The following is a 20046-nucleotide window of genomic DNA, read 5'->3' as shown; positions in this document are numbered from 1 at the left end:
GGCGACGCGTGGCCATAGGAAGGCAACGCGTAACCCCGGGGGCCACGCGTGGCCTTACAGGGAGACGCCGACCGTCACCGGCTCGTTGACCAGGGTGACGCCGAAGGCCGCGTGGACCCCGGCGACGACCTCACGGGCCAGGGCGAGGAGGTCCTCGGTGGTGGCCCCGCCCCGGTTGGTGAGGGCGAGGGTGTGCTTGGTGGAGATCCGGGCCGGTCCGTCGCCGTACCCCTTGGTGAAGCCCGCCCGGTCGATCAGCCAGGCCGCCGAGGTCTTGGTGCGGCCGTCCCCGGTGGGGAACGCCGGGGGTGCCACGTCCGGGCCGAGGCGCTCGCGGACCCGGGCCAGGAAGTCCCCGTACGCGGCCGCGTCGAGGATCGGGTTGGTGAAGAAGGACCCCGCCGACCAGGTGTCGTGGTCCTCCGGGTCCAGCACCATGCCCTTGCCTGCGCGGAGCTTCAGCACGGTTTCCCGGGCGGCGGAGGCGGGAACGCGCTCGCCCTGCTCGACACCCATGGCCCGGGCCGTCTCCGGGTACGCGAGGGGCGCGGAGAGACCGCCCGCCTCTTCCAGCGCGAATCGGACACGGAGCACCACGAAACGGTCGGGTTCCGCCTTGAAGCGGCTGTGCCGGTACGAGAAGGAGCACTCCGCGTTCGGAATCGTCACCGTCTCCCGGGTATGCCGGTCGTAGGCGACGACCTCCGTGATGGTGGAGGACACCTCCTGTCCGTACGCCCCGACGTTCTGGATGGGCGTCGCGCCCGCAGAGCCGGGGATTCCGGCCAGGCACTCGATGCCCGCGAGGCCCGCCTCGACGGTCCGGGCGACGGCGTCGGTCCACGTCTCACCGGCCGCCAGCTCCAGCGACGTACCGGAGAGCGTGAACCCCTCGGTGGCGATGCGCAGCGCCGTGCCGTCGAAGCCCTTGTCGCCGATGACCAGGTTGGACCCGCCGCCGATGATCAGCAGCGGGGTGCCGCTCGCGTCGGCCTCACGCACGGCGGCGACCACCTCGGCGTCGGTGGTGGCCGTCAGGAGCCGGGTGGCGGGGCCGCCGAGCCGGAAGGTGGTCAGGGGGGCGAGGGGGGCATCGTGGAGTTCCTGCACGGGACAAGGGTACGGTCCGCGCCCCCGCCGCTCGGGCGGGGCCACGGACCGTACAGGTTCCGCGTTGCCCTTCAGGGGACCGAGGGGACGTACGGACTTCCGCGTGACCCTCAGGCGAGCCGGACGACGGCGCGGGACATCCCCAGCACCTTCTTCCCGTCGCACATGGCCACCAGGTCCACCCGGACCAGGTTGTCGTCCAGCTTGGCGGCGACCTTGCCGCTGACCTCGATCAGCGCGCCCTTGTCGTCGTTGGGCACGACGACCGGCTTGGTGAACCGGACCCCGTAGTCGACGACCGCGCCCGGGTCCCCGGCCCAGTCCGTGACCACGCGGACCGCCTCGGCCATCGTGAACATGCCGTGCGCGATCACATCCGGCAGACCGACCTCGCGCGCGAACTTCTCGTTCCAGTGGATCGGGTTGAAGTCGCCCGAGGCACCCGCGTACTGCACGAGCGTCGCCCGCGTCACCGGGAACGACTGCGCGGGCAGCTCCGTCCCGACCTCGACCGACCCGTAAGAGACCTTCGCCGTCATCACGCCTCCTCGGCGGCGCGTGCCACCAGCTTCGTGAGTGCCGTGACCACCAGCTCACCGGCCTCGTCGTGCACGTCCCCGCGGATGTCCACGATGTCGTTGCCCGCCAGGGACTTGATGCTCTCGATCGTGGAGGTGACCGTCAGCCGGTCCCCCGCCCGTACCGGACGCACGTACGAGAACTTCTGGTCGCCGTGGACGACCCGGCTGTAGTCCAGGCCCAGCTGCGGGTCCTGCACCACCTGGCCGGCGGCCCGGTAGGTGATCGAGAAGACAAAAGTGGGCGGCGCGATCACATCGGCATGGCCGAGTGCGCGGGCGGCCTCCGCGTCGACGTACGCCGGATGGGGGTCACCCACCGCCTCGGCGAACTCGCGGATCTTCTCCCGGCCGACCTCGTACGCCGGAGTGGGCGGATAGGTCCGCCCCACGAAGGACTGGTCGAGCGCCATGAGCTCGCTACCTCCTGATGGAAAGACGAATAAGGGCGCACCCCTGTTGCGGGGGACGACCCCATACAACGACACGAGGCCGCCCCCAGTGGGGGCGGCCTCGTGTACGAGCCTGATTCAGCGCGTTTCGCGGTGCGCGGTGTGCGAGTTGCAGCGCGGGCAGTGCTTCTTCATCTCAAGACGGTCCGGGTTGTTACGCCGGTTCTTCTTGGTGATGTAGTTCCGCTCCTTGCACTCCACGCAGGCCAGCGTGATCTTCGGGCGGACGTCGGTGGCAGCCACGTGAGTGCTCCTTGGACGGACGATGGACGGATGAACGCATAAAAGAGTAGCCGATCGAAGGACCGACCCAACAATCGGCTACCGTTAGTAGCGGTGACCGGACTTGAACCGGTGACACAGCGATTATGAGCCGCTTGCTCTACCGACTGAGCTACACCGCTTTGATGATGAGTCCCCCCGCCGAAGCGGGGTTTCCCGATCACCAGAGCCCCAATGCGGAATCGAACCGCAGACCTTCTCCTTACCATGGAGACGCTCTACCGACTGAGCTATTGGGGCGAGCGAGGAAGACATTACACGCTCTCCGGCCGATCGCCCAAATCCGTTTCGGCACCGGGCTCCGGCCGTCGGCGCGGGCCCGTCCACACCCCCTGATCAGGGCTTGATCCACCACATGCCGTCCTCCGGACCGGGCCCTTCCCCGCACCGGCGCAGGCACACCGGTACGACTATTGCGCTCCTCCCGGAAGCCGCCCCGGCCCGCCCCTAGGCTCGACCCACTCCGTGTGATCTTGCACCTCTCCCAGGAGCGCGATGCCTGACAGCCAGCCGCGGCGGCCCGACGACAACGCGCCCGACAGCGCCGACGCGGCCCCCACCGACGGCGCCCCCGCCCTCGTCCTGAGCGGCGCCCGCCTCACCGACGGCCGCACCGTCGACGTACGCCTCAGCGGCAGCCGGATCGAGGCCGTCGGGACGGCGGGCAGCCTCGCCACCCGCGGCCCCCGCATCGACCTGCGCGGCTACCTCCTGCTCCCCGCCCCGGCCGAGCCGCACGCCCACAGCGACAGCGCGCTGACCGCCGACAGCGCCGGACCCGACGGCCCGGGGCCCGCCTCCCACCGCGCCGAGGACATCCAGCGCCGCGCCACCGAGGCCGCCCTCCTCCAGCTCGGCCACGGTGCCACCGCCCTGCGCGCCCACGTCCGCATCGGCGACGTCCGGGGCCTGGCCGCCCTGGAGGCCGTCCTGCAGACCCGGCGGGCCCTGCGCGGCCTCGCCGACCTGACCGCCGTCGCCGTCCCCCGCCTCCTGACCGGGGTCGCCGGGGCCGACAACCTGGCCATGCTCCGCGACGCCGTGAAGATGGGCGCCGCGGTCGTCGGCGGCTGCCCCGATCTGGACCCCGACCCCACCGGCTACACCGCGGCCGTCCTGGAGGTCGCCGCCGAGCACGGCTGCCCCGTCGACCTGCACACCGACGGCGACGACCCCACCCGGCTCGCCCGCCTCGCCGCCATGGCCGGCGGGCTGCGCCCCGGCGTCACCATCGGCCCCTGCGCCGGCCTCGCCCATCTCCCCCTGGACACGGCGACCCGCGCCGCCGACCGGCTCGCCGCCGCGGGCATCACCGTCGTCTGCCTCCCCCAGGGCGGCTGTGCGGGCTCCGAACGCCGTACGTCCGCTCCCGTACGCCTCCTGCGCTCCGCGGGCGTACGCGTGGCGGCGGGCAGCGGCGCACTGCGCGACACGGCCAACCCGGTGGGCCGGGGCGACCCCCTGGAGGCCGCGTACCTCCTCGCCTCGCAGCACGGGCTGCGCGCCGAACACGCCTACGCCATGGTCTCCACGACCGCCCGCTCCGCCCTCGGCCTGCCCGATGTCCGCGTGGAGGCGGGCTTCCCCGCCGAACTCCTCGCCGTACGCGGTGAACGGCTCCCCGCCGTGCTCTCCCTCGCCTACAGCCGGATCGTCGTCCACCGCGGCCGGGTCGTCGCCCGCACCAGCGCCGTACGCGAGTACTGCGACTCCGACGCCGACGCGGCCGCCGGTCCCGACCTCCCCCGCCAGGGGCGGTCCGACTCCGGTGCCGGGCCGGGGAACTGAGCACACGGCGGCCGCCGGGCGTACGGTCGGAGGTATGCGCATTGTCATCGCAGGTGGACACGGACAGATCGCCCAGCGGCTGGAGCGGCTGCTCGCCGCACGCGGGGATGAGGCCGTCGGCATCATCCGCAACCCCCAACAGAGCCAGACCCTCACCGACATCGGCGCCGAGCCCGTCGTGCTGGACCTCGAGTCGGCCTCCGTCGAGGAGACCGCCGAGGTGCTGCGCGGCGCCGACGCGGCCGTCTTCGCGGCGGGCGCCGGGCCGAACAGCGGCACCGCCCGCAAGGACACCGTCGACCGGGGCGCCGCCGTCCTGTTCGCCGACGCGGCGCAGGCCGCGGGCGTACGCCGGTACATCGTCGTCTCCTCCATGGGCGCCGACCCCGACCACTCCGGCGACGAGGTGTTCGACGTCTATCTGAGGGCGAAGGGCGCGGCGGACGCCGACGTACGCTCCCGGTCCGCGCTCGACTGGACGATCCTGCGCCCCGGGATGCTCACCAACGACGCGGGCAACGGGCAGGTGCTGCTGGCCGCGAGGACCGGTCGCGGTCCCATCCCGCGCGACGACGTGGCGGCGACGATCCTGGAGCTGCTGGACACCCCGGCGACGGCGGGCCTGACCCTCGAAGTGATCTCCGGGAACGTGCCGGTCACGGTGGCCGTGAAGGACATCGCGGGCAACTGACACGGGGCCGTCGCGGGCTCGGCAACGAGGAAGCCCCCGACCGGATGATCCGGTCGGGGGCTTCGTTCGCGTGGCGGCGCCAGGGTTCGAACCTGGGTAGGCTGAGCCGGCAGATTTACAGTCTGCTCCCTTTGGCCACTCGGGCACACCGCCTCGGGCGACGCGTCGGATCTCCACTGGTGAGCTCCTTGGCGACGACGTAAACAATACCCGATGGCCAGGGGTGCTCCGCCACCTCATTGATCAGCAGCCGACGGTGGCGGCGGTGGCTAGGCTTTGCGCTGTATCCCACGCACATTCGACGCAAGGAGCCACACGTCATGGCCGACTCCAGTTTCGACATCGTCTCGAAGGTCGAGCGGCAGGAGGTCGACAACGCCCTCAACCAGGCCGCCAAGGAGATCTCCCAGCGCTACGACTTCAAGGGCACGGGCGCCTCGATCTCGTGGTCCGGCGAGAAGATCCTGATGGAGGCGAACGGCGAGGAGCGGGTCAAGGCGATCCTCGACATCTTCCAGTCCAAGCTGATCAAGCGGGGCATCTCGCTGAAGTCGCTGGACGCCGGTGAGCCGCAGCTCTCCGGCAAGGAATACAAGATCTTCGCCACCATCGAGGAGGGCATCTCCCAGGAGAACGCCAAGAAGGTGGCGAAGATCATCCGCGATGAGGGTCCCAAGGGCGTCAAGGCACAGGTCCAGGGTGACGAGCTGCGGGTCAGCTCGAAGAGCCGGGACGACCTCCAGGCCGTGCAGGCGCTGCTGAAGGACAAGGACCTCGACTTCGCCATCCAGTTCGTGAACTACCGGTAGTCCGTGCATTGGTAGGGCAGTTCGTGCGCGGAGGGGGCACGTCGTCGGGGTCGGCTCCGACGGCGTGCCCCCTCGCGTTCATGGGGTGTGGTCCATGACGCCCGGGATGCCGTGTCCGAAAACCGCCAGCCCGGAGTGCGGGCGCGGAGCAGACTGGCCGTGGGTCCGTCGACGGAGGGAAGTGAGCGGTCGTGACGACGGTGTACACGCGGGTGGCGAGTCCGCTGGGCGAGTTGCTGCTGGTGGGCGAGTCGGACGGGACGGCCGAGGGGCTGCGGCTGGTGTCGCTGTCGGTGCCCGGGCAGAAGGGCGGTGCGGTCGTCCAGGACGGGTGGCTGTCGGCGCCCGAGCTGTTCACGGGGGCTGTCGCGCAGGTGGAGGCGTATTTCGCGGGGCGGTCGACGCGGTTCGACGTGCCGTTCGCGGAGGGCGTGGGTACGGAGTTCCAGCGGCGCGTCTGGAAGGTGCTGGAGTCGATCCCGTACGGGCAGACGCTGTCGTACGGGGAGGTCGCCGCGCGGGTGGGGGCCTCGGGCGCCGGTGTACGGGCGGTGGGCACGGCGATCGGGCGGAACCCGCTGCTGGTCGTACGGCCGTGCCACCGGGTGATCGGTGCGGACGGGGCGCTGCGCGGGTACGCGGGTGGCCTGGAGCGCAAGCAGTTGCTGCTGGGGCTGGAGGGGGCGGCGTGTGTGAGCGCCGGCCGTTGAGGGTGGTGTGACGGGTGGCTCCGCGTGGGGTTCCGGCTGCTTCGGGAGGGCTGTTCCCGCGGCCCCGTCGGGTCGTGGCGCCGGGTGCCGTGCATGTGCCGGAGTGGCTCCCGGTGGAGCGTCGGCGGGAGCTGGTGGCGGCGTGCCGGGAGTGGGCGCGGGGGCCGGTTCCGCTGCGGCACACGGTGTTGCCGGGCGGTGGTGTGATGTCGGTGCGGACGGTGTGCCTGGGGTGGCACTGGCAGCCGTACCGGTACACCCGTACCGCCGACGATGTGAATGGCGCCCGGGTGGCCGCGTTGCCGCCGTGGCTGGTCGCGCTGGGGCGGGCGGCGGTGGCGTACGAGGACGAGGGCGCGGCGGAGGCGTTCGCTCCGGACACCGCGTTGATCAACTTCTATGACGGTGCGGCGCGGATGGGGATGCACCAGGACAAGGAGGAGCGGTCGGGTGCTCCCGTGGTGTCGTTGAGCATCGGGGCGACATGCGTGTTCCGCTTCGGGAACCCGGAGGGGCGCGGGCAGCCGTACACCGATGTGGAGCTGGTCTCCGGGGACCTCTTCGTCTTCGGCGGCCCGTCGCGCTTCGCGTTCCACGGGGTGCCGAAGGTGTACGCCGGGTCGGCCGACCCCGCCGCGGGGATGCGGGCGGGGCGGCTGAACGTGACGTTGCGGGAGACCGGGCTGAGCTGAGCGGAAGCGCCGGGTCAGCGGCGTTCGCGGGAGTTGCCGAAGAGCAGCCGGTAGACGATCAGCAGGACCAGGGAACCGGCGATGGCGGCGATCCAGGTCGCGGTGTCGTAGAAGTCGTTGCTGATGGGGCGGTCGAGGAACTGGCTGGAGAGCCAGCCTCCGACGAAGGCACCGGCGATGCCTATGAGGGTGGTCCCGACGATGCCGCCCGGGTCCCTGCCCGGGAGCAGGATTTTGGCGATGACTCCGGCGAGCAGCCCGAGAATGATCCAGCTGATGATGCTCATGTCGATCTCCCTACCCCTTGCTGGGTTATGGAATCCAAGACGCGAGGGGAGGGGGATCGGTTGCGCGGGCCGTCGCCGAAGGGCAGGTCGGACGGCTGGTCAGCGGGCGGCGAAGGGCTGGTCCGTGGGGACGATCTCCTTGCCGAAGGGCAGGAGGGAGACGGGGATCAGCTTGAAGTTGGCGATGCCCAGGGGGATGCCGATGATCGTGATGCAGAGGGCGATGCCGGTGGTGATGTGGCCGAGGGCGAGCCACCATCCGGCGAGGACGAGCCAGAGGACGTTGCCGACGCAGGAGGGCGATCCGGCGTCCCTGCGGTCGACGACGGTGTAGCCGAAGGGCCAGAGGGCGTAGATCCCGATCCTGAAGGCGGCGAGGCCGAACGGGATACCGATGATCGTGATGCAGAGGAGGACACCTGCGAGCAGGTAGCCGAGGAACATCCAGAACCCGCACAGGACGAGCCAGATGACGTTCAGGATGGTTTTCATGGACGGTGACCTGCCATCTGTTCCAGTCGGGCGATGCGCTCCGCCATGGGTGGGTGGGTGGAGAACATCCTGGCCATTCCCTGGCCGGGGCGGAAGGGGTTCGCGATCATCATGTGGCTCGCGGTCTCGATCCTGGGTTCCGGGGGCAGCGGGAGCTGTTTCGTTCCTGCTTCCAGTTTGCGCAGGGCACCGGCGAGGGCAAGCGGGTCCCCGGTCAGCTGGGCTCCGGAGGCGTCGGCCTCGTACTCGCGGGAGCGGCTGACGGCGAGCTGGATGACGGAGGCGGCGAGCGGGCCCAGGATCATGATCAGGAGCATGCCCAGGAGGCCGGGGCCTTCGTCGTCGTTGGAGCGGCCGATGGGGATGAGCCAGGCGAAGTTGACCAGGAACATGACGACGGAGGCGAGGGCTCCGGCGACGGAGGAGATGAGGATGTCCCGGTTGTAGACGTGGCTCAGCTCGTGGCCCAGGACACCGCGCAGCTCCCGCTCGTCGAGGATCTGGAGGATGCCCTCGGTGCAGCAGACCGCCGCGTTGCGCGGATTGCGGCCGGTGGCGAAGGCGTTGGGCGCCTGGGTCGGCGAGATGTAGAGGCGGGGCATCGGCTGGCGGGCCGCCGTGGAGAGCTCACGGACGATCCGGTAGAGCTGGGGCGCCTCGAATTCGCTGACGGGGCGGGCCCGCATCGCCCGCAGGGCCAGCTTGTCGCTGTTCCAGTAGGCGTAGGCGTTGGTGCCGACGGCCACGACGAGCGCGATGACGAGACCCGTACGTCCGAAGAAGCTGCCGATGATGATGATGAGTGCGGACAGGCCCCCGAGGAGTACGGCGGTTTTCAGCCCGTTGTGCCGGCGGTGCACGGTACGCCCTCCAAGTGGTGCGGCAGGGGAACCCTTTGCGTGGTGGTGCTCCACTCCCCCAGTGGAGCCTCCCGTACTGGTCAACGCCAGGCGAGGGGAGCTAGTTCCCTTGTGCGTGCGGCCGGAGGGCGGGGCCGCTCCGGCGTGATCCGGCCGGTTCGGGCTCCTGGCCCGTACGGCGGGGCACTGGGCCGTACGGGTGTCGGGGGCGGGCGTTCGTCGGCGCCGACGAGGGATCGGCTCGGCGCCGGGCGGGGGCTCGGGTCAGCGCCCGGGCGGGGGCTCGGGGCAACGCCGGGCCGGGGGCTCGGCTCAGCGCTGGACGGGGAGCTTGGCGAGGGAGAGGGCCTCGGGGTCGGGCTCGACCTCGCTGGTGCAGTGGCCGCAGCGGGAGGCGATGGCCGGGATCGAGCTGTAGCAGCGCGGGCAGTCGCGGAGGGCGGCCTTGATGTCGACCTCCTCCTCCTTGGCGAAGCGGTTCTGCACCTTGGCCATGGGGACCACGACGCAGAAGTAGAGCACCGCGGCGGTGATGAGGAAGGCGATGGCGGCACTCACGAAGAGGCCGTAGGGGAAGTCCACCCCGTCGACTTCGTAGGTGGCCTTGCTGAAGTCTCCGGTACCGCGGGTCGCGAGGCCGATCAGCGGGGTGATGAAAGCATTGCTGAAGCCGGTGACAACAGCGGTGAAGGCGGCTCCGACGGCCAGGCCGATCGCCATCGAGATGACGTTTCCGCGCAGGATGAAGTCCTTGAACCCGTTCAGCACTGCTCTCTCTCCTCTATGGATTTCTCTGCGTCGCCGTCGTGTACGGGACGTATGCAGCCAAAACCATGCCCTGGGGCGGCGGGCGCGGGCAAACCGATCTTCCGCGTCCGTGGAGCGTCAGAAGAGGTTGACGGCGGCGAAGCGCAGGACGAGCTGCGGAGCTCCTGAAAGAAGGATGCCGACGGCGGTGGTGAGGACGATCGCCGTGGTGAGCGGGGCGGGGGCGCGGAATCGGCGCTGCGGTCCGGAGGCCGGTGTTCCGGTGGCCGTCTTCGCGGTTTCCGGGCTCCTGAAGAGGATCGCGGTCCACTGAAGGTAGTAGTAGAGGGCGATCACGACGTTGACGGCCATGACGACGGCGAGCCAGCCGAGGCCCGCGTCGACGGCGGCCGAGAAGACGGTGACCTTGGCGAAGAGCCCGATGACGCCCGGCGGCAGTCCGGCCAGGCAGAGCAGGAAGAAGCCGAGCGCCAGGGCGGCGAGGGGCCGGTTCGCGTACAGGCCCCGGTAGTCGGCGATGCGGTTCCCGGGCTCCGTACGGGCGACCAGGGCCGCGACGGCGAAGGCGCCGAGGTTCACGACGGCGTACATGAGGGCGTACGCGACGGTGGAGCCGATCCGCTCGTCGCCGGAGTACGCGGCGGCGGCGATCGGGACGAGCAGATAGCCGGCCTGGGCGACGGAGGACCAGGCGAGGAGCCGGACGGCACTGCGGGCGCGGTCGGCCCGCTGGCGCAGGGCCGCGACGTTGCCGACGGTCATGGTGAGGGCGGCCAGGACGGCGACGGCGGGCCCCCAGACGTCGGCGTAAGAAGGGAACGCGACGAGGGTGACGAGGATGAGGCCGGAGAAGCCGACGGTCTTGCCGACCACGGAGAGGTAGGCGGCGATCGGCAGGGGCGCGCCCACGTAGGTGTCGGGGACCCAGAAGTGGAAGGGCGCGGCGGCGGTCTTGAAGGCGAAGCCGACGAGGGTGAGGGCGACGCCGGTCTTGGCGAGGGTGTCGAGCACCGGAGGGACGTCGTCCAGGCGGGCGGCGATCTCGGTGAGGTGCAGGGTGCCGGTGGTCGCGTACACGAAGCAGACGCCGAGGAGCATGACAGCGGTGGCGACCACGGAGGAGAGGAAGAACTTGAGCGCGGCCTCGGAGGAGCGCCGGTCGCCGCGTTTGATGCCCACGAGAGCGAAGGCGGGCAGCGAGGCGACTTCCAGGGCGACGACGAGGGTGGCGAGGTCGCGGGAGGCGGGGAGGAGGGCGGCGCCCGCGGCGGAGGCGAGGAGCAGGAACCAGTACTCGCCTGCCGGGAGCTTCCGTGTCCCGTCGAGGGAGAGCAGCGCGGTGAGGAACGCCCCGCCGAGGACGAGGGCCTGGATGACCAGGGTGAAGTGGTCGGCGGTGTAGCTGCACGCCTGGGTGCCGGTGGTGACGCAGAAGGTGGAGCGGTCTCCGGCGCGGAGCGGGACGAGGAGGGCGAGGGCGGCGGCGAGGGCGGTGAGGGTTCCGTAGCCGAGGAGCTTCTTTCGGTGCCCGGGGAGGAAGAGGTCGGCGACGAGGACGAGCAGGGCGGCCAGCGCGGTGAGGGTGGGGGGTGCGATGGCGAGCCAGTCGATGGTCTGGACGACGCTGGGGGCGGAGTCGGCCGCTGTGGCGAGGGCGTCCTGCGCTGTCCCGGTGGCGAGGGCGTCCCGGGCCGCCCCGGTGGTGACGCTGCTGAGGTCCGCGGTCACGACTTGCCTCCTGCGAGAAGCTTCTGCACGGCCGGGTCGGTGAGGCCGAGGAGGACGGCGGGCCAGAGTCCGGCGAGGACGGTGAGGGCGGCGAGCGGGGTCCAGGTGGCGGCTTCGTACGCCTGGATGTCGGCGAGCTGCGGGGGGCTTCCGGCGGCCGCGGACGGCCGGGGGCCGTCCGTGGGCTGCGGGGGCCGCGTATCGGGCGAGAGCTGGGAGTGGGGCGTGTGCTCGCCCATGCAGACGCGGCGGACCACGATGAGCATGTACGCGGCGGTGAGCAGGGTGCCGAACGCGCCGATGGCCATGAAGGTGCGGAACGCGGGGCGGCTGAGGCCCTCGGCGGGGCTGTAGGCGCCGAACAGGGTGAGCATCTCGCCCCAGAACCCGGCGAGTCCGGGCAGCCCGAGCGAGGCGACGGCGGCGAAGGCGAGGAGGGCGCCGAGGCGGGGGGCGCGGCCGTAGAGGGCGGCCCCGGTGGCACCGGCGAGGGTGTCCAGGTCGGCGGTGCCGTAACGGTCCTTGACGGCGCCGGCCAGGAAGAACAGAAGGCCGGTGATGAGGCCGTGGGCGATGTTGGCGAAGAGCGCGCCGTTGACCCCGGTGGGGGTCATGGTGGCGATGCCGAGGAGGACGAAGCCCATGTGGCCGACGGAGGAGTACGCGATGAGCCGCTTGAGGTCGCCCTTGGCGCCGGTACGGGCGAGGGCCAGGCAGGCGAGCGAGCCGTAGACGATGCCGACGACGGCGAACGCGGCGAGGTAGGGCGCGAAGGTGCGCATGCCGTCGGGGGCGATGGGGAGCAGGATGCGGACGAATCCGTACGTTCCCATCTTCAGCAGGACGCCCGCCAGGAGCACGGACCCGACGGTGGGGGCGGCGGTGTGGGCGGCGGGGAGCCAGCTGTGCAGGGGCCACATCGGGGTCTTCACGGCAAGCCCGACGCCGATCGCGAGAACGGCGATGACCTGCACGGACGCGGTGAGGCCGCGGCCGTTGTCAGTGGCGAGTGCCACCATGTCGAAGGTGCCGCTCTTCAGCCCGATGAGGAGCAGGCCCAGCAGCATGACAACCGAGCCGAGCAGCGTGTAGAGGATGAACTTCCAGGCGGCGGACTGCCGTTGGTCACCGCCCCAGCGGGCGATGAGGAAGTACATCGGGATGAGGACCATCTCGAAGGCAAGGAAGAAGAGCAGCAGGTCGAGGACGGCGAAGGTGGCGAGGGTGCCGGATTCCAGGACGAGGACGAGGGCGGTGAACGCCTTCGGGGAGGGGCCCGCCGGGGGCTTGAAGTAGCTGTACAGCGCGCAGAGGAAGGTCAGCAGCGCGGTCAGGAGCAGGAGGGGGAGCGAAATGCCGTCGATGCCGAGGTGGATGCGGACGTCGAGCGCCGGAATCCAGCTGATGTCGGTGGTGGCCTGCATCGTGGCGGGGTGGCCGTGGTCGAAGCCGACGGCCAGGACGATCGCCGCGATGAGGACGGCACCGGTCACGGTCACACCGTGGCGGAGCACGGCCTGGTCGGGGTTCTTGCCCTTGAGCCCGGGCGGGGCGGGGAGCAGGGCCGCGACGGCGCCGAGGAGCGGGGCGACGACGATGAACGCGAGAAGGAACTGCATCACGGACGGGCTGATATCGATCACGGTCACGACCCCGCGTTGACGTTGGCGAAGACGACGGCGGCGATCACCAGGACCAGGGAACCGGCGAGCAGGACGCTGAGGTAGGTCTGCACGTTCCCGGTCTGGGCGCGGCGTACGGCGGTTCCGAGGAGGCGTGTGACGGCGCCCGATCCGTTGACGTAGGTGTCGATGACCGTGCGGTCCAGGAAGCGGACAAGGCGGGCGGCTTGCTGGACGGGCCGGACGAACAGCGCCGTGTACAGGGCGTCGAGGTGGAAGCCGGTGACCGCGTGGCGGTGGAGCGGGCCCAGGATGAGGCGTCCGGGGTCGGCCGGGTCGGCGGCGTCCGCGATGGTGCCGTAGGCGGCGGTGTGGGACGTCATGGCCTCGGCTTCGACGAGGGCGGGTTCGGCGCCGGGGTGGGCGGCGACGGCACCGATGGGGGTGCGGGCGGCGAGAGCCGTGGTGTGGCGCCACGCCCCGTAGGTGACGAGGCCGCCGACGAGGCCGACACCGGTGGAGAGGACGGCGGTGGTGAGGGACGGGGTGAGGGCGTGCCCGTCGAACCAGTCGCCGATCAGGCCCGCGGCGAGTCCGAAAGCGATGGTGGGGGCGGCCAGGACCCACAGGACGGAGGTCATGGCGAGGGGCTGCCCGCCGTGGTCGGGGAGTTCGGCGCCACGGCCCCGGAAGGCGAGGAGCCAGAGGCGGGTGGCATAGGCGGCGGTGAGGACGGCGGCGAGGAGTCCGGCGAGCAGGACGGTCCAGCCCGCGGCGGCGGGGGCGACGGTCCGCTCCCCCAGCGCGGTGTGCTCGGCGGCGACGAGGACGGCTTCCTTGGAGAAGAAGCCGGCGAACGGCGGGATGGCGGCGAGCGCGAGGAGGGCGACGGTCATCGTCCAGTAGGCGTCGGGAACGCGGCGGGCGAGGCCGCCCATACGGGACATGGCGGCGAGTGAGTTGGTACCGGCGGCATGGATGACGACCCCGGCCGCGAGGAAGAGGACGGCTTTGAACGCACCGTGCGAGAGGAGGTGGAAGACGGCGGCACCGCGGTCCCCGACGGCCAGGGCACCGGACATGTAGCCGAGCTGACCGATGGTCGAGTAGGCGAGGACGCGTTTGATGTCGTCCTGGGCGAGGGCGGCGAGCCCGGAGCCGATCATCGTGACGGCCGCCATCACGGCGAGAACGGTGAGGGCGGCGTCGGAGGCGGCGAAGACGGGCAGCAGCCGGGCCACGAAGTAGATCCCGGCGGCGACCATCGTGGCGGCGTGGATGAGCGCGGAGACGGGGGTGGGGCCGGCCATCGCGTCGGGCAGCCAGGTGTGCAGGGGGAACTGGGCGGACTTCCCGGCGACCCCCGCGAGGAGCAGCAGGGCGATGAGGGTGGGGTGGTCCAGGCCGCCGTGGGCGACGGCCGCCAGGATCTCGGTGATCCGGAAGCTGCCGGTGTCGGCGGCCAGGGCGAACAGGCCGATCAGGAAGGGGACATCGCCGAGCTTGGTGACGAGGAACGCCTTCAGGGAGGCCGCGCGGGCTTCGGGTGTCTCCCAATAGTGGCCGACGAGGAAGTACGAGCAGATGCCCATGATCTCCCAGCCGACCAGGAGCACCATCAGGTCGCCGGAGTAGACGACGAGCAGCATCGCGGAGGTGAAGAGGGAGACCAGGGCCGCGTAGGAGGGGTAGCGGGCGTCGTCGCGGAGGTAGGCCGTGGAGTAGAGCTGTACGCAGGTGGCGACGAGCCCGACGAGGACGGCGGTCAGCACCGCGAAGCCGTCCAGGTGCAGGGCCAGGTCGATGGGGACGGACCCGGTGGGGGTGAGCTGGGTCGCGGCGTCGATGGCGCGCCCGCCGCCCTGGCGGACGGCGACGATCACCGCGAGTACGGCGGCGGTGAGTGTCGGCAGGATCGCCAGGGGGCGGACGAAGCCGGGGGCGGTGCGGCCGAGCGCGAGTCCGGCGACGGCGCCGAGGAAGGGGAGGAGCGGAACGAGGGCGGCGAGGGTCGTCGTGGTCACGAGGTGGCCTCTGCGTTCGTGGTGTGCCCTGCGGTGGCGTTCCCGGCCGTGGCGTTTCCGGCCGTGGCGTTTCCGGCCGTGGCGTTCTCTGCCGTTGCGGGGTGGCCGTCGGTCTCGGCGTCGATGGCCCTGTCGGCGTCGTCCGTCTCGGCGGTGTCGCGGAGCCGGTCGATGGCGGAGGAGCCGCGGTTGCGGTAGACGGCGAGGACGATCGCGAGGCCGATACCGATCTCGGCGGCGGCGATGGCGATGGTGAAGAGGGTGAGGGCCTGGCCGGAGTGGAGGGTGTCGCGGAGCCAGACGTCGAAGGCGACGAGGTTGAGGTTGACGGCGTTGAGCATCAGCTCGACGGACATCAGGACCAGGATCGCGTTGCGGCGGGCGAGGACGCCGTAGAGGCCGGTGCAGAAGAGGAGGGCGGCGAGTACGGCGGGATAGGCGAGGTGCATCAGCTCTGCTCCTCCTTGCCGCGTCGGGGGTCCGCGTCCGGGGCGGGCCGGACGGTGGTGTCCGTGTCGTGCTTGCGGGACAGGACGATGGCGCCGACGAGGGCGGCGAGCAGCAGGACGGAGAGCGCCTCGAAAGGGAGGACCCAGTTCCGGAACAGGAAGGCTCCGGTGACGGCGGTGGAGCCCTGGGCCGGTCCTTCAAGGTCGATCCAGGTGGTGCGGAAGGCGTCCACGACGACCCAGACGAGCGCGGCGGCCGAGGCGAGGGCCACGCCGAGGGCGACCCACCGGTTGCCCGAATCCGCGTCCGGGGAGCGGCCGATGGGGGCCCGGGTGAGCATCAGGCCGAACAGGAGGAGGACGACGACGGAACCGACGTAGATCAGTACCTGGACCCAGGCGATGAACTCCGCGGTGAGCAGGAGGTATTCGACGGCCAGCCCGCCGAGCGCCACAACGAGCCAGAGGGCGGCGTGCACCAGCTGCCTGGTGGTGACCGTGATGACGGCGGCGCCGAGGGTGGCGAGGCCGACCAGGACGAACGCGATCTCGACACCGGTCGGGGAGAGGAAGCCGGGGTGGCCGGTGGTGGCTGCGGCTGTGGCGAGCAGGGAGGGTGCGGGGAGCGTCACGGAGTTCCTCCCTCCTCGTTCTGCTGGGCCTGCTGGGCTTGCTGGGTCTGTTGGGCTTCCTGCGCCTGCTGGGTGGCGAGTTTCTCCGCCGTCTTGCGGGCCGCGGCGATCTCCTTCGGCTCCTCGGCGCCCGGGTCGAGCGCGGGCGGTTCCGGCACGGTCCACATCCACTCGCGGAGCTTGTCCCGCTCGTGGGTGAGCTCGTGGATGTCCGTCTCCGCGTACTCGAACTCGGGCGACCAGAAGAGGGCGTCGAAGGGGCAGACCTCGATGCAGATACCGCAGTACATGCAGAGGGAGAAGTCGATGGCGAAGCGGTCGAGGACGTTGCGGCTGCGCTCGCGCCCGCCGGGGGCCGCGGGCGGCACCGTCTCCTTGTGGGAGTCGATGTAGATGCACCAGTCGGGGCACTCACGGGCGCAGAGCATGCAGACCGTGCAGTTCTCCTCGAACAGCCCGATGACGCCCCGGGAGCGGGGCGGGAGTTCGGGCTGGGTGTCGGGGTACTGCGCGGTGACGGTCTTCTTCGTCATCGTACGGAGGGTGACGGCGAGGCCCTTGGCGAGGCCGGAGCCGGGGATCGGGGGCACTAGTTGATCGCCACCTTCACGATGCCGGTGAGCGCGATCTGCGCGAGGGCGAGAGGGACGAGGGTGGTCCAGGCGAGCTTCTGCAACTGGTCCTCCCGCAGACGCGGGTAGCTGACGCGCAGCCAGATGACGACGAACGCGAGGAGGGCGGTCTTGAGGAGGGTCCAGAGCCAGCCGAGCCCGTCGGCGCCGAACGGGCCGTGCCAGCCGCCGAGGAAGAGGACGGCGGTCAGGGCGCAGAGGATGACGATGCCCGCGTACTCGGCGAGGAGGAACAGGGCGAAGCGCAGCCCCGTGTACTCGGTGTACGCGCCGAAGATGATCTCGGAGTCGGCGACCGGCGCGTCGAACGGCGGGCGCTGGAGTTCGGCGAGACCGGCGACGAAGAAGACCAGGGCTCCGACGATCTGCCAGGGCAGCCACCACCACTCGAAGGCGTCGAGGATGCCGGTGAGCGAGACCGTACCGGCCGCCATCGCCACGGAGGCGGCGGCGAGGAGCATCGGGAGTTCGTAGGAGAGGAGCTGGGCGGCGGTACGGAGGCCGCCCAGCAGGGAGAACTTGTTGGCCGATGCCCAGCCCGCCATGAGCGAGCCGAGGACACCGATGCCCATCACGGCCAGCACGAAGAAGATGCCCGCGTCGATGACCTGGCCCACCGCGCCGTCGCCGGGGCCGACGGGGATGGCCACGAGGACGAGGAGGTACGGGAGGAGGGCGACGGCGGGGGCGAGCTGGAAGACGCGGCGGTCGGCGGCGGCCGGGACCACGTCCTCCTTCTGCGCGAACTTCACACCGTCCGCGACGAGCTGGGCCCAGCCGTGGAAGCCGCCCGCGTACATGGGGCCCAGGCGGCCCTGCATATGGGCCATCACCTTGTGCTCGGTCTGGCCCACGAGGAGCGGGGCGACCAGGAACACGGCGAAGACGATGGCCAGGCGGAGGGCGACGTCGGACACGTCGTTCACTCGGTATCGCCTCCGGCGGGATGGGGGGTGTCGGGGTCGGGCCCGGTTGGGTCAGGGCCGGGGCCGGGCTTCTCGGATGCGGGGGTGTGCGTCTCGGGTTCGGGGTCGGGCTTCCCGGAAGCGGGGGCGGCTTTGTCGGAGCCGGGGCCGGGCTTCTCGGATGCGGGGGTGGCGTCGGGCCCGCCGGGAGAGGCGTCGGGCCTGTCCGATGGGGCCGCCGGGTCGTCGAACGCCGGTTGGGCGTCGTGCCAGGGGGCGTCGGTGCTGCGGACACGTTGGCTCGCGGACCCGTCCGACGCGGAGCGGGACCGGCGCGGCGGACGCGGCGCGGGCGCTTCCGCCCCCTGCTCGGGCCGCTGGCTCGCGGAGCCGTCCGAGACGGAGCGGGAGCGACGGGGCGGGCGCGGCGCGGGGGCCTCGAGGGCTCGATCCCCCGAGGTCTCGGGACCCGGCTGCCCGGTCTCCGACCCCTGCTCGCTCCGCTGACTCGCCGAACCGCCGGACGCCGAACGGGAGCGGCGCGGACGCGTGGGTGCGGGCGCGGGCGGAGGCTGTACGGCCTCCGGCTGGGTGGAGGCCGGGGTGGCCGGAGCGGCGGGGGCCTCCGCCCCTGTCGGCTGCGGGCGTTGCGCCGCCGAGCCCTCGCTCGCCGAACGGGTGCGGCGGGGCGGGCGGTCACCGGCCGCCGCGGGACGGGCCGCGCGTCCCGGGCGGGCCGCGGCAGGGGGAAGCTGGCCCTTGAGGGGGCCCCACTCGTTCGGGTCGGGGACCCCGGGCGGAAGCATTGTGCGGCGCTTGGGGCCGCCGTGTTCGGACTCCCCCGGCTCCTTCGCGCCCGGCCATGCCTTGGCGACCCGCGCGGCCAGGACGAAGTCTTTGCGCAGCGGGTGGCCCTCGAACCCCTCGGGCAGCAGGAGCGGGGCGAGATCGGGGTGGTCCTCGAAGGCGATGCCGAACATCTCGTGCGTCTCGCGCTCGTGCCAGGCCGCGCCCGCGTAGACGTCGATCGCGGTCGGCAGGACGGCCGCGTCGTGCGGGACGGTGGTACGCAGCATGAGCCGCCGGACCGTGCCGTGCCCGAGAGCCGCGACATGGGCGCAGACGCGGAAGCCCGTACCCGGTTCGTCCACGGCGCTGAGCCAGTCGAAGTAGGTGCAGCCGAGTTGGTCGCGGGCGGTCCGCAGGGCGGTGGTCCACTCCGTGGCAGGGATGTCGACGGTGAGCAGGTCGTACGCGGACTCCGCCGTCGCGCCCTCGCCGAACAGCTCGGCGACGGCGTCAGGAAGCCGGTCGTACGGGTGGGGGTCCTGGTGCTGACGCTCGCTCACCGCTGCTCCTCCTCCGGTCCCTTCCCCCGGGCCGCCCCCGGGGGCGTCGGGGCGGTGACAAGGCCGCTGCGCAGCGCCGCCGTTGACGGGGTTCCGCCGGAGGGGCCGGAGACCGTCGGCGAAGGGTCGGCCCCGGGCGCGTACCGCTCCGCCAGGGACTCGCGCGCGATCTTCTCCTGGAGCTTGAGAATGCCCTGGAGCAGCGCCTCGGGCCGGGGCGGGCACCCGGGTACGTACACATCCACGGGGATGATCTGGTCGACGCCCTTGGTGACGGAGTACGAGTCCCAGTAGGGGCCGCCGCAGTTGGAGCAGGCGCCGAAGGAGACGACGTACTTCGGTTCGGGCATCTGCTCGTACAGGCGCTTCACGGCGGGCGCCATCTTGTCCGTCACCGTGCCGGAGACGATCATCAGGTCCGCCTGGCGGGGGCCGGGCGCGAAGGGGATCACGCCGAGGCGGATGAAGTCGTGGCGTGCCATGGAGGCGGCGATGAACTCGATGGCGCAGCAGGCGAGTCCGAAGTTGAAGACCCAGAGGCTGTAGCGGCGGCCCCAGTTGAGGACGACCTTCATCGGTTCGGGCGCGAGCCGGGAGAGGAGGCCGAGGCGCTTCGGTTCCGGGAGGAGCACCGGTTCGGGCTCGGCCGCCGCCGTCCGCGCGTCGGCCGGAGACACCGGATCGGGCTGCTGCTCCTCAGGAGTCGGCCGGCTCGTCAGGCCCATGCGAGGACGCCCTTCTTCCATGCGTAGAGCAGTCCCACGGCGAGGAAGCCGAGGAAGACGAACATTTCCACCAGCGTGGTCGCGCCGTACCCGGGTGCCGCGAAGACCGTCGCCCACGGGAACAGAAAGATGGAGTCGACGGCGAAGATGACGTAAAGGAAGGCGTAGACGTAGTAGCGGACCTGGGTGTGGGCCCAGCCCTCGCCGACGGGGTCGACACCGCACTCGTACGTGAGCAGCTTCTCCGGGGTGGGGACCACGGGGCGCAGGAGCCGTCCCGCCCCGAACGCGACGGCCACGAACAGAACGCCGACCAGGGCGAGCAGGCCCACCACCGAGTAGCTCTGGAAGTACTCCGACGCGAGGGCGGTCTGTTGGTGGACCGGCACGTACGCCACGTGCGGCACTTCCGGCACGTACGCCATGTCCTTCACGTCCGCCCCTTGCTCATCGTCATCCAG

At 71.4% G+C, this 20046-nt stretch carries 23 protein-coding genes and 3 tRNA genes; 5 read left to right on the top strand and 21 right to left on the bottom strand.

Annotated elements, in window-relative coordinates; genetic code table 11:
* Window positions 1-54: 54 nt before the first annotated feature.
* The 6 genes from B7C62_21805 to B7C62_21780 all read right to left on the bottom strand — a co-directional run bounded on the left by B7C62_21805 (window position 55) and on the right by B7C62_21780 (window position 2662).
* A complete protein-coding gene (locus B7C62_21805) occupies window positions 55-1110 on the bottom strand; it encodes a UDP-N-acetylenolpyruvoylglucosamine reductase (protein ID ARF74570.1) in 1056 nt (351 codons plus the stop codon).
* Between the two features lie 110 nt (window positions 1111-1220).
* A complete protein-coding gene (locus B7C62_21800; protein ID ARF74569.1) occupies window positions 1221-1649 on the bottom strand; it encodes a dehydratase in 429 nt (142 codons plus the stop codon).
* Complete coding sequence (locus tag B7C62_21795) at window positions 1649-2101, bottom strand: hypothetical protein (protein ARF74568.1); 453 nt, start codon at window positions 2099-2101, stop codon at window positions 1649-1651. Before B7C62_21795 ends, B7C62_21800 begins: the two co-directional genes overlap by 1 nt.
* 117 nt (window positions 2102-2218) lie before the next feature.
* A complete protein-coding gene (locus B7C62_21790) occupies window positions 2219-2383 on the bottom strand; it encodes a 50S ribosomal protein L33 (GenBank protein ID ARF74567.1) in 165 nt (54 codons plus the stop codon).
* 85 nt (window positions 2384-2468) lie between these two features.
* Window positions 2469-2544: transfer RNA gene (locus tag B7C62_21785), tRNA-Met, on the bottom strand.
* Window positions 2545-2589: 45 nt separating this feature from the next.
* Window positions 2590-2662, bottom strand: a tRNA-Thr gene (locus B7C62_21780).
* 255 nt (window positions 2663-2917) lie between these two features.
* Between B7C62_21780 and B7C62_21775 the strand changes: the two genes are divergently transcribed.
* Window positions 2918-4210 carry a hydrolase gene (locus B7C62_21775; protein ID ARF74566.1) on the top strand — a complete coding sequence of 431 codons (1293 nt, stop codon included), beginning with the start codon at window positions 2918-2920 and terminating at the stop codon, window positions 4208-4210.
* Window positions 4211-4244: 34 nt separating this feature from the next.
* Window positions 4245-4901, top strand: a complete 657-nt coding sequence (locus tag B7C62_21770; protein ARF74565.1) for an NAD-dependent dehydratase — start codon at window positions 4245-4247, stop codon at window positions 4899-4901.
* A 71-nt stretch (window positions 4902-4972) separates the two neighbouring features.
* On the opposite strand, the gene B7C62_21765 is transcribed toward B7C62_21770, so the two are convergent.
* Window positions 4973-5054 (bottom strand) — tRNA-Tyr (locus B7C62_21765).
* 167 nt (window positions 5055-5221) lie between these two features.
* On the opposite strand from B7C62_21765, the gene B7C62_21760 reads away from it, so the two are divergent.
* The 3 genes from B7C62_21760 (at window position 5222) to B7C62_21750 (ending at window position 7112) form a co-directional block, all read left to right on the top strand.
* The gene (locus B7C62_21760) at window positions 5222-5710 is read left to right on the top strand and encodes a YajQ family cyclic di-GMP-binding protein (GenBank protein ID ARF74564.1); all 489 of its coding nucleotides are present in this window, start codon (window positions 5222-5224) and stop codon (window positions 5708-5710) included.
* A 191-nt stretch (window positions 5711-5901) separates the two neighbouring features.
* Entirely contained in the window at window positions 5902-6420 is a 519-nt protein-coding gene (locus B7C62_21755; protein ARF74563.1) for a cysteine methyltransferase, read from the top strand.
* Between the two features lie 14 nt (window positions 6421-6434).
* A complete protein-coding gene (locus B7C62_21750) occupies window positions 6435-7112 on the top strand; it encodes an alpha-ketoglutarate-dependent dioxygenase AlkB (protein ID ARF74562.1) in 678 nt (225 codons plus the stop codon).
* A 14-nt stretch (window positions 7113-7126) separates the two neighbouring features.
* Here the strand turns inward: B7C62_21750 and B7C62_21745 are convergent, their stop codons facing one another.
* The 14 genes from B7C62_21745 to B7C62_21680 all read right to left on the bottom strand — a co-directional run bounded on the left by B7C62_21745 (window position 7127) and on the right by B7C62_21680 (window position 20010).
* On the bottom strand, window positions 7127-7399 hold the full coding sequence (locus B7C62_21745) for a transglycosylase (protein ID ARF74561.1): 273 nt from the start codon (window positions 7397-7399) through the stop codon (window positions 7127-7129).
* Window positions 7400-7498: 99 nt separating this feature from the next.
* Window positions 7499-7891: a hypothetical protein gene (locus B7C62_21740; protein ARF74560.1), complete on the bottom strand. Its 393-nt coding sequence runs from the start codon at window positions 7889-7891 to the stop codon at window positions 7499-7501.
* On the bottom strand, window positions 7888-8751 hold the full coding sequence (locus B7C62_21735; protein ID ARF74559.1) for a zinc metalloprotease HtpX: 864 nt from the start codon (window positions 8749-8751) through the stop codon (window positions 7888-7890). Before B7C62_21735 ends, B7C62_21740 begins: the two co-directional genes overlap by 4 nt.
* Before the next feature lie 312 nt (window positions 8752-9063).
* Window positions 9064-9519: a large conductance mechanosensitive channel protein gene (locus B7C62_21730; protein ID ARF74558.1), complete on the bottom strand. Its 456-nt coding sequence runs from the start codon at window positions 9517-9519 to the stop codon at window positions 9064-9066.
* Window positions 9520-9636: 117 nt separating this feature from the next.
* The gene (locus B7C62_21725) at window positions 9637-11247 is read right to left on the bottom strand and encodes an NADH-quinone oxidoreductase subunit N (protein ARF74557.1); all 1611 of its coding nucleotides are present in this window, start codon (window positions 11245-11247) and stop codon (window positions 9637-9639) included.
* Complete coding sequence (locus tag B7C62_21720) at window positions 11244-12896, bottom strand: NADH-quinone oxidoreductase subunit M (GenBank protein ARF74556.1); 1653 nt, start codon at window positions 12894-12896, stop codon at window positions 11244-11246. The genes B7C62_21725 and B7C62_21720 overlap by 4 nt, the downstream gene beginning before the upstream one ends.
* On the bottom strand, window positions 12893-14893 hold the full coding sequence (locus B7C62_21715) for an NADH-quinone oxidoreductase subunit L (GenBank protein ARF74555.1): 2001 nt from the start codon (window positions 14891-14893) through the stop codon (window positions 12893-12895). The genes B7C62_21720 and B7C62_21715 overlap by 4 nt, the downstream gene beginning before the upstream one ends.
* Window positions 14890-15342: an NADH-quinone oxidoreductase subunit K gene (locus tag B7C62_21710; protein ARF74554.1), complete on the bottom strand. Its 453-nt coding sequence runs from the start codon at window positions 15340-15342 to the stop codon at window positions 14890-14892. Before B7C62_21710 ends, B7C62_21715 begins: the two co-directional genes overlap by 4 nt.
* The gene (locus B7C62_21705) at window positions 15342-15974 is read right to left on the bottom strand and encodes a hydroxyacid dehydrogenase (GenBank protein ID ARF74553.1); all 633 of its coding nucleotides are present in this window, start codon (window positions 15972-15974) and stop codon (window positions 15342-15344) included. Before B7C62_21705 ends, B7C62_21710 begins: the two co-directional genes overlap by 1 nt.
* Window positions 15971-16564 carry an NADH-quinone oxidoreductase subunit I gene (locus tag B7C62_21700; protein ARF74552.1) on the bottom strand — a complete coding sequence of 198 codons (594 nt, stop codon included), beginning with the start codon at window positions 16562-16564 and terminating at the stop codon, window positions 15971-15973. The genes B7C62_21705 and B7C62_21700 overlap by 4 nt, the downstream gene beginning before the upstream one ends.
* Window positions 16564-17532 carry an NADH-quinone oxidoreductase subunit H gene (locus B7C62_21695; protein ARF74551.1) on the bottom strand — a complete coding sequence of 323 codons (969 nt, stop codon included), beginning with the start codon at window positions 17530-17532 and terminating at the stop codon, window positions 16564-16566. The genes B7C62_21700 and B7C62_21695 overlap by 1 nt, the downstream gene beginning before the upstream one ends.
* Window positions 17529-18860: a dehydrogenase gene (locus B7C62_21690; GenBank protein ID ARF74550.1), complete on the bottom strand. Its 1332-nt coding sequence runs from the start codon at window positions 18858-18860 to the stop codon at window positions 17529-17531. Before B7C62_21690 ends, B7C62_21695 begins: the two co-directional genes overlap by 4 nt.
* Entirely contained in the window at window positions 18857-19585 is a 729-nt protein-coding gene (locus B7C62_21685) for an NADH-quinone oxidoreductase subunit B (protein ID ARF74549.1), read from the bottom strand. The genes B7C62_21690 and B7C62_21685 overlap by 4 nt, the downstream gene beginning before the upstream one ends.
* Window positions 19576-20010: an NADH-quinone oxidoreductase subunit A gene (locus B7C62_21680; GenBank protein ID ARF77313.1), complete on the bottom strand. Its 435-nt coding sequence runs from the start codon at window positions 20008-20010 to the stop codon at window positions 19576-19578. The genes B7C62_21685 and B7C62_21680 overlap by 10 nt, the downstream gene beginning before the upstream one ends.
* Between the last annotated feature and the right edge of the window lie 36 nt (window positions 20011-20046).

Origin of the sequence: Kitasatospora albolonga (assembly GCA_002082585.1) — a bacterium.
GTDB lineage: Bacteria > Actinomycetota > Actinomycetes > Streptomycetales > Streptomycetaceae > Streptomyces > Streptomyces stephensoniae.
The sequence above is the reverse complement of the archived record's forward strand: the minus strand, read 5'-3'. Positions and strand labels throughout refer to the sequence as shown.

Excerpts from the sequence above, each read along its gene's own strand:
- B7C62_21685 (ARF74549.1), bottom strand. The coding sequence starts at position 19,585 with ATGGGCCTGACGAGCCGGCCGACTCCTGAGGAGCAGCAGCCCGATCCG.
- B7C62_21770 (ARF74565.1), top strand. The coding sequence starts at position 4,245 with ATGCGCATTGTCATCGCAGGTGGACACGGACAGATCGCCCAGCGGCTG.
- B7C62_21745 (ARF74561.1), bottom strand. The coding sequence starts at position 7,399 with ATGAGCATCATCAGCTGGATCATTCTCGGGCTGCTCGCCGGAGTCATC.
- B7C62_21680 (ARF77313.1), bottom strand. The coding sequence starts at position 20,010 with ATGGCGTACGTGCCGGAAGTGCCGCACGTGGCGTACGTGCCGGTCCAC.
- B7C62_21760 (ARF74564.1), top strand. The coding sequence starts at position 5,222 with ATGGCCGACTCCAGTTTCGACATCGTCTCGAAGGTCGAGCGGCAGGAG.
- B7C62_21800 (ARF74569.1), bottom strand. The coding sequence starts at position 1,649 with ATGACGGCGAAGGTCTCTTACGGGTCGGTCGAGGTCGGGACGGAGCTG.
- B7C62_21775 (ARF74566.1), top strand. The coding sequence starts at position 2,918 with ATGCCTGACAGCCAGCCGCGGCGGCCCGACGACAACGCGCCCGACAGC.
- B7C62_21795 (ARF74568.1), bottom strand. The coding sequence starts at position 2,101 with ATGGCGCTCGACCAGTCCTTCGTGGGGCGGACCTATCCGCCCACTCCG.
- B7C62_21710 (ARF74554.1), bottom strand. The coding sequence starts at position 15,342 with ATGCACCTCGCCTATCCCGCCGTACTCGCCGCCCTCCTCTTCTGCACC.
- B7C62_21740 (ARF74560.1), bottom strand. The coding sequence starts at position 7,891 with ATGAAAACCATCCTGAACGTCATCTGGCTCGTCCTGTGCGGGTTCTGG.